This is a genomic window from Microbacterium petrolearium (assembly GCF_054782875.1).
In genome coordinates this window covers 269519-275539 of sequence record NZ_BAAGRQ010000002.1, presented here as the reverse complement: position 1 = coordinate 275539, position 6021 = coordinate 269519, and the positions used below count along the sequence as shown (strand labels likewise).

Below are 6021 nucleotides of genomic sequence, written 5' to 3'. Positions count from 1 at the left end.
GACCGGCGGAGCCGCGGCGGGCGCGGCCGGGCCGCCCTGCACGGGAGCCTGGGCCGCCGCCTGCGCCGGGCCGCCCTGCGGTGCCGGCGTCTGTCCGGGCGCCTCCGCGGCGGGGCCGGCGGCGCGCGAGGTCGTTCCCCCGCGTGCGGCGGTCAGGACGCGCGCCACGAGCAGCTCGAGGTGCAGGCGCGGCGAGGTGGCGCCCGACATGTCGTCGAGGGCCGCGCTCACGATGTCGGCCGTGCGCGAGAGCCGGTCGGCGCCGAAGACCTCGGCCTGCTTCGCCATGCGCTCGAGGTCGTCGGCCGGCACCCCGCGCAGCACGGCCGAGGCGGCGGGGCCGGTCGCGGCGATCACGATGAGGTCGCGCAGTCGCTCCAGCAGGTCGTCCACGAAGCGACGGGGGTCCTGCCCCGTCTGCACCACGCGATCCACGGCCGCGAAGGCGGCGGCCGCATCGCCGGCGGAGAAGGCGTCGATCACGCCGTCGAGCAGCTCGCCGTGCGTGTAGCCGAGCAGCGCCACGGCGCGCTCGTACCCGACGCCGCCCGCCTCGGAGCCCGCGATCAGCTGATCGAGGATCGACAGCGTGTCGCGCGGCGAGCCGCCCCCGGCGCGGACGACGAGCGGGAGCACGCCCGGCTCGACCGGCACGCCCTCCTGCGCGCACAGCTTCTCGACGTACCCGAGCATGGGCCCGGGCGGCACGAGCCGGAACGGGTAGTGGTGCGTGCGCGAGCGGATCGTGCCGATCACCTTGTCGGGCTCGGTCGTCGCGAAGATGAACTTCACGTGGGCCGGCGGCTCCTCGACGAGCTTGAGCAGGGCGTTGAAGCCCTGCGGGGTGACCATGTGCGCCTCGTCGAGGATGAAGATCTTGAAGCGGTCGCGCGACGGCGCGAAGATGGCGCGCTCGCGCAGATCGCGCGCGTCGTCGACGCCGTTGTGGCTGGCCGCGTCGATCTCGATGACGTCGAGCGAGCCGCCGCCGGCCCGCGAGAGCTCGACGCAGCTGTCGCACGTGCCGCACGGGGTGTCGGTCGGGCCCTCGGCGCAGTTCAGGCAGCGCGCGAGGATGCGCGCCGAGGTGGTCTTGCCGCAGCCGCGCGGGCCGGAGAACAGGTAGGCATGGCCGATCCGGTCGCCGCGCAGCGCCGTCATGAGCGGCTCGGTGACCTGCGACTGCCCGATCATCTCCGCGAAGGTCTCGGGCCGGTAGCGGCGGTACAGGGCGGTCGTCACCCGTCCAGCCTACGGCGTGCCGCCGACATCGGTCCGGCCGACGGCCCCGACCGCTCCCCCACCGGACCGTTCGCGAGGAGATCCCCGTTCACGAGGACCGATCCGGTCCGAAACGACCTCCCGAACCGAGATCTCCTCCCGATCCGTCCCGAACCGAACCGAACCGACCCGGTCCGTACCCGGGCGTCAGGCGGGCTGGCCGTTGGAGGGATCGTGGATGATCGGGATCGCGCTGGTCACCACGGGCACCGTCTCGTCGTGACCGGCCGGCAGCACGGGGTCGAGCGTCGTGCCGTCCTCGCGGCGCATCTCCGAGAACTTCTTGAGCGTGGGGCGGCCGGGGCGCACCGGGCCCTGGTCCTCGAGGGGCACGTCCACGCTCTCGCCCGGCGCGACCGTGTACCGCTCGCCGCGCACGCTGAACGTGACGGCGTCGCCCTCCTCCACCTCGGCGCGCAGGCCGTCCTGGCGCACCGACACCCGCAGGCGCGATCCCTGCCACGTGATCGGGAACGACAGCTCCGGCCAGTCGGCGGGCAGGCGCGGGTCGAAGCTCAGCTCGCCATAGTGGTCGCGCATGCCGCCGAACCCGCTCACGAGCGCCGTCCACACGCCGCCCGCCGACGCCACGTGCACGCCGTCCGAGGCGTTGTGGTGCAGGTCGGCGAGGTCGACGAACAGCGCGTGCTGGAAGTACTCGTACGCCAGGTCGCGGTAGCCGACCTCGGCGGCCAGGATCGACTGCACGACGGCCGACAGCGTGGAGTCGCCGGTCGTCAGCGGGTCGTAGTAGTCGAAGTCGGCCAGCTTCTGCTCGGGCGAGAAGTGGTTGCCCTGCAGGAACAGGGCCAGCACGACGTCGGCCTGCTTGAGCACCTGGAAGCGGTAGATGACGAGCGGGTGGAAGTGCAGCAGCAGCGGGCGCTGCGACGCGGGGGTGTGCTCGAGGTCCCAGACCTCGCGCTGCAGGAACAGGGAGTCCTGCGGGTGGATGCCGAAGGCCTCGTTGAACGGGATGACCATGGCGTCGGCCGCGCGCTCCCAGGCCTCCGGCTCGCCGGGGTCGAGGTTCACGCGGTCCACGAGCGCTCGGTACGCCTCGGGCGCGACGGCCGCCATCTCGCGCACCACGCGGCTGGCGGCGCGCAGGTTGTAGCGCGCCATCACGTTCGTGTAGAGGTTGTCGTTCACGACGGTGGTGTACTCGTCCGGCCCCGTGACGCCGTGGATGTGGAACGTCTCGTCGCCGTCCGAGACGCGCCAGAACCCGAGCGTCGCCCACAGCCGCGCCGTCTCGACGAGCACGTCGACGCCCTCGCGCGCCATGAAGTCGAGGTCGCCCGTGGCGCGCACGTACTTGCCGAGCGCGAAGCTCACGTCGGCGTTGATGTGGTACTGCGCGGTGCCGGCGGCGTAGTACGCCGACGCCTCCTCGCCGTTGATCGTGCGCCACGGGAACAGCGCGCCGGCCTCGTTCAGCTGCGCCGCGCGCTTTCGGGCCGCCGGCAGCATCATGGTGCGCATCCGCAGGGCGTTGCGCGCCCACAGCGGCGTCGTGTACGTGAGGAACGGGAGCACGTAGATCTCCGTGTCCCAGAAGTAGTGGCCGCTGTAGCCGGAGCCGGTGAGACCCTTGGCCGGCACGCCCCAGCCGTCGGCGCGGGCCGCCGCCTGCGCCACCTGGAACAGGCACCAGCGCGTGGCCTGCTGCAGGTCGTCGTGCCCGGCGATGCGCACGTCCGAGCGCTCCCAGAACCGGTCCATGAAGGCCCGCTGCGCGCGCTGCACCTCGCCGTAGCCCAGGTGCCCCACGCGGTCGAGCGTGCGGCGGCACCGGTCGATGAGCTCCCGCGGCGGCACGCCGCGGGAGGTGTGATAGGCCGCGAGCTTGGTGACCGTGGTCGGCACGCCGGCCTTCGCGTCGACGCGGTACACGGTCTTGGCGATGTCGGGCTCGACCTGCCCGCGGCGCGTGTACGCGTTCTCGGTCTCGATGAGGTGGTCGGCCACGAGGCCGAGCGTCATGCCGGAGTTGGCGACGCGGTACGACAGCGCCGAACGCTCGCCGTCCTGCCAGTACTCCTGCGGCAGCAGCACGCGGTCCTCGATCTCCTCGGCCTTGCGGGGATCGAAGGCCTTCGCGCCGCTCGTGGCCACGGGGGCCGTGCCGCCGTACACGTCCTCGCCGTCCTGGCGGTTGATGAGCTGGCAGCTGACGGTCACGGCGGCGTCGGCGTTGAGCACCGTCACCGTCACGCGCTGCGCGACGAGGTGCCGCTCCTCGAACGAGACGATCCGCTCCGTGTCGATCACCACCTCCTTGCCCGAGGGGGTCACCCAGCGGATGTGGCGGCGGTGCGCGCCGTCGCGGAAGTCGAGCGAGCGCTCGTACGCGCGCACGTCGGCGATGTCCAGCGCCAGCGGCTCGTCGTCCACGTAGACGCGCATCACCTTGGCGTCGGGCACGTTGACGATCGTCTGCCCCACCTCGGCGAAGCCGTACGCGCGCTCGGCGTGGCGGATGGGCCAGGTCTCGTGGAAGCCGTTGATGAAGGTGCCGTGCTCCGACCCGTGGCGGCCCTCCGGGTGGTTGCCGCGCAGGCCGATGTAGCCGTTCCCGACCGAGAAGACGGTCTCGGTCAGGCCCGTGTCCTCCTCGGAGAAGCGGGTCTCCACCAGACGCCAGGGGTCGACGGGGAAGCGGTCTCGGTCGATCATGTGCGATCCTGCTCCGAATCGGGTCTCAAGGTGCGGGAGGTCTGTGGGCGGCGCCGCTCAGCGCGACGGCGACGCCAGTTCTGCGAGGTCGGCGACGACGAGGTGGGCGCCCGCGGAGGTGAGCGCGTGCGCGCCGGCGCCGCGGTCGACCCCGACGATGAGTCCGAAGCCGCCGGCCGCGGCCGACTCCACGCCGGAGATGGCGTCCTCCACCGCGGCGGCGCGCGCCGGGTCGACGCCCAGCATGCGGGCGCCCTCGAGGAAGACGTCGGGAGCCGGCTTGGACGGCAGGTGCTCGCGCTCGGCGATCACGCCGTCCATGATCACGGGGAACCGGTCGAGCACGCCCGCGGCCGTGAGCACGTCGCGCGCGTTCTTCGAGCTCGAGACGATGGCCACCGGCGTGCCGGCGGCGGACAGCTCGTCGAGCAGCGCCATCGATCCGGGATAGGGACGGATCCCCTCCTCGGCGAGGATGCGCGAGAACACCGCATTCTTGCGGTTGCCCACGCCGCACACGGTGTCGGCCTCGGCGGGATCGGACGGATCGCCCCACGGCAGCTCCACGTCGCGGCTGCGCAGCACCGAGGCGACGCCGTCGTACCGCTTCTTGCCGTCGAGGTGGTCGAAGTAGTCGTCGTCCGAGTACGGGGGCTCCACGCCCCACCGGGCGAACAGCTCCTCGAACATCGCGCGCCAGGCGTGCATGTGCACCTCGGCGGTGGGAGTGATCACTCCGTCGAGGTCGAAGAGCACGGCGTCGTACGCCGTCAGGTCGGGCATCGGGCTCACGGCGCCAGCGTAGTCGGCTCGGCTGGATCGGGCACGGACACGGCGAGGGTCTGCCGCGCGATCTCCAGCTCCTCGTCGGTCGGCACCACGAGCACCGTCACGGCCGAGTCGTCGGCGGAGATCCGCGCCACCTCGCCGCGGCGGGCGGCGCGATTGCGCTCGGCGTCGACGCGCACGCCCGCGAAGCCGAGCGTCGCCAGCGCCGCCTCGCGCACCTCCGGATCGTTCTCGCCGACGCCCGCCGTGAACGAGATGACGTCGGCGCCGCCGAGCTGGGCGAGATAGGCGCCCGCGTAGGCGCGCAGCCGGTGCACGTACACGTCGAAGGCGAGTCGCGCGTCCTCGTCGCCGGCCGCACGCCGCGCCGCGAGATCGCGCATGTCCGACACCCCCGCGAGCCCGAGGATGCCGCTGCGTTTGTTGAGCAGGTCGTCGAGCGCGCCGGCGTCCATGCCGGCCCGCCGCTGCAGCTGCAGCAGCACGGCCGGATCGAGATCGCCCGAGCGCGTGCCCATCACGAGGCCCTCGAGCGGCGTGAAGCCCATCGACGTGTCCACCGAGCGGCCGCCGTCGATCGCCGTCACCGAGGCGCCGTTGCCCAGGTGGAACACGATCTGCCGCAGCTCGCGCAGATCGCGGCCGAGGTGCGCGGCGACCGTGGCGGCGACGTACTGGTGGCTCGTGCCGTGGAACCCGTAACGGCGGATGCGGTGGCGCTCGGCCACCTCGCGGTCGATCGCGTAGGTGTAGGCGGCCGGCGGCAGCGTCTGGTGGAACGCCGTGTCGAAGACCGCCACATGCGGGATGTCGCGGAAGGCGCGGCGCGCGGCCCGGATCCCCTGCAGGGCGCCCGGGTTGTGCAGCGGGGCGAGCACCGAGAGGTCGTCGATGTTGATCTCGACGAGGTCGGTCACCACCGTGGCCTCGAAGAAGCGCGCCCCGCCGTGCACCACGCGGTGGCCGACGGCGACGGGCGGGTGCGCGGCGAGCGAGGGTCCGTGCTCCTCGAACGCGTCGAGCATCGCGCGGAAGCCAGCGGTGTGGTCCGGGATCTCGAGCTCGCGCTCCGACTCCACGTCGTGCGCGGCGACGGAGGGCACCCCCGGCTCGGTGGGGAAGAAGAGGCGGTGCGTGGCCCGTCCCGTGGCCTCGCCGATCCGCTCCACGAGGCCGGAGGCGAGCCGGCGGCCCTCGCCGCCGGGCCGCACGTCGAGCAGCTGGTACTTGAAGGACGACGAGCCGCTGTTGACGACGAGCACCACGGTCATG

At 72.8% G+C, this 6021-nt stretch carries 4 protein-coding genes; all 4 read right to left on the bottom strand.

The genetic code is table 11. The features are described 5' to 3' along the window. A partial coding sequence (locus ACYVJ0_RS03300) for a DNA polymerase III subunit gamma and tau (RefSeq protein ID WP_460815975.1) occupies positions 1-1242 on the bottom strand: 1242 nt, incomplete at its 3' end. A gap of 186 nt (positions 1243-1428) precedes the next feature. Next, on the bottom strand, positions 1429-3960 hold the full coding sequence (locus ACYVJ0_RS03295; protein ID WP_460815973.1) for a glycoside hydrolase family 65 protein: 2532 nt from the start codon (positions 3958-3960) through the stop codon (positions 1429-1431). Between the two features lie 57 nt (positions 3961-4017). Next, the gene (locus ACYVJ0_RS03290) at positions 4018-4743 is read right to left on the bottom strand and encodes an HAD family hydrolase (RefSeq protein WP_460815993.1); all 726 of its coding nucleotides are present in this window, start codon (positions 4741-4743) and stop codon (positions 4018-4020) included. 5 nt (positions 4744-4748) lie between these two features. Next, positions 4749-6020: an acetate/propionate family kinase gene (locus ACYVJ0_RS03285; RefSeq protein WP_460815971.1), complete on the bottom strand. Its 1272-nt coding sequence runs from the start codon at positions 6018-6020 to the stop codon at positions 4749-4751. Position 6021: the final 1 nt, after the last annotated feature.